This is a genomic window from Robinsoniella sp., assembly GCF_034124845.1.
In genome coordinates, this window is record NZ_JAWYAJ010000206.1 from 19,256 (window position 1) to 20,896 (window position 1,641).

Genomic DNA, 1,641 nt, shown 5'->3' on the forward strand with positions numbered 1-1,641 from the left:
TACCCTGCGAACGGCTGTATCTCCAAACTTTCCCTTGCAGGAATAAATCCATGGAGCATCTTCCGGTCCGTAGAACCTGCTGTCAAACGTTCTGTCATTGTAAGTGGACTGGATCAGGATCTGTGTATCCATAGAAGCCTCAACCCGGACTTCCACACCTTTACATACATGAAGACACCAGAGCCCTTCTGTAAAGACATCTTTTCTACTGACTGTCTTCTCCTTCTCTTCCCACTTAATGGTTATACGGCCATTTAGCAAAAGCACTGCAGTCTCTTCTTCTGGCTTCATTAATTTCTTAACATCGCCATCTTTCATTTTGAACACACGAATATCCATACACATGTCTTTATAATCGTTGTCATAGGTAGTGAGAACCTTTTCCCCTGCCTCATTAAATTCTGGATAACCAAATACCTTACTCATTCTATCCGCTTCCTTTCGCTCAAATGGTATTTATATACAGTTCAGGAGCGTGCCCGAAGTCAAAGCACGGCACGCTCCTGACAATCAATGGTCTATAACTGAATCTCGGAAATCTTAACAGGTCTGTGCTCTTCTACTGATTTTTTTGCTGCCAGCCCCATAATTACAGGCTTCAAACCATCTTCTACTCCAAGAGGTGTATCTGTATTATTTTCAATTGCATCAATAAAGCAATTCATTTCTTTGGCAAAGGAATCCATGTAACGTTCCAGGAAGAAGTAAAGTGGTTTTTCTCCAGTTACGCCATCGGCTGTGCTGATGACTGCGCTGGACTGTGTATCATTGGCAGTTGCAACCATTCCCTTAGAACCAAATACTTCTGCACGCTGATCGTATCCATAGACTGCCTTTCTGGAGTTGTCAATTACTGCAATTGCACCGTTTTCCATCTGAATGGTAATGACTGCTGTATCCACATCTCCTGCTTCACCAATACTTGGATCTACTAAAACTGCGGACTGTACATAAACTTCCGTAGCATCACAGCCAGCAAGGAATCGTACCATATCGAAATCATGAATTGTCATATCCAGGAAAATGCCTCCGGATACCTTTACATATTCAGCACTTGGCGGTTCCGGATCACGGCTGGTCACTTTAATAATATGCGGATCGCCAATCTGTCCTGCTGTTACGGCATTTTTTACCGCTTCAAAGTTATGGTCAAAGCGGCGGTTAAATCCTACCTGGTATTTCACATCTGAATCTTTTAAAGCCTCGATAACTTCTTTGATCTTAGCCACATCATGATCAATTGGTTTTTCACAGAATACATGTTTGCCGGCTTTGATTGCTTCAATTGAAATCGGGGAATGGGTATTTGTGGATGAGCAGATCAGTACTGCATCAATTTCCGGATCTGCCAGGATTTCCTTGTAGTCTTTTGTTGTATTTTCAACACCCATGCTGTGTGCCCATTTCTCTGTCTCTTCATTCATAAACGGATCTGCAATTGTTTTGATCTCCGCATTTTTTACCAGATTACAAATACTCTTTGTATGTACTTTACCAATTCTTCCTGCACCAATAATACCAACTTTAACCATGATAATTCTCCTTTTCTTTAAATGGATATTTTTTATAAACCTGTCTTTTCCGTGATAAATTTTCTGGCTTTTAATGCATACTCCAATGGATTTGCTTTTGCAGGATCCT

3 protein-coding genes are annotated in these 1,641 nt (G+C 41.2%); all 3 read right to left on the reverse strand.

Annotation, left to right across the window (positions count from 1 at the left end):
- On the reverse strand, window positions 1–426 hold a 426-nt coding region (locus ACH2DQ_RS09625; RefSeq protein WP_395026554.1), incomplete at its 3' end, for a 5-deoxy-glucuronate isomerase.
- Window positions 427–518: 92 nt separating this feature from the next.
- Window positions 519–1,532 (reverse strand): inositol 2-dehydrogenase, encoded by a 1,014-nt coding sequence (iolG, locus tag ACH2DQ_RS09630; protein WP_394912765.1) that lies wholly within the window; start codon window positions 1,530–1,532, stop codon window positions 519–521.
- A gap of 32 nt (window positions 1,533–1,564) precedes the next feature.
- Window positions 1,565–1,641, reverse strand: a 77-nt coding sequence (locus ACH2DQ_RS09635) for a hypothetical protein (protein WP_395026571.1), incomplete at its 5' end; no start/stop codon positions are given.

Excerpts from the sequence above, each read along its gene's own strand:
- iolG (WP_394912765.1), bottom strand. The coding sequence starts at position 1,532 with ATGGTTAAAGTTGGTATTATTGGTGCAGGAAGAATTGGTAAAGTACAT.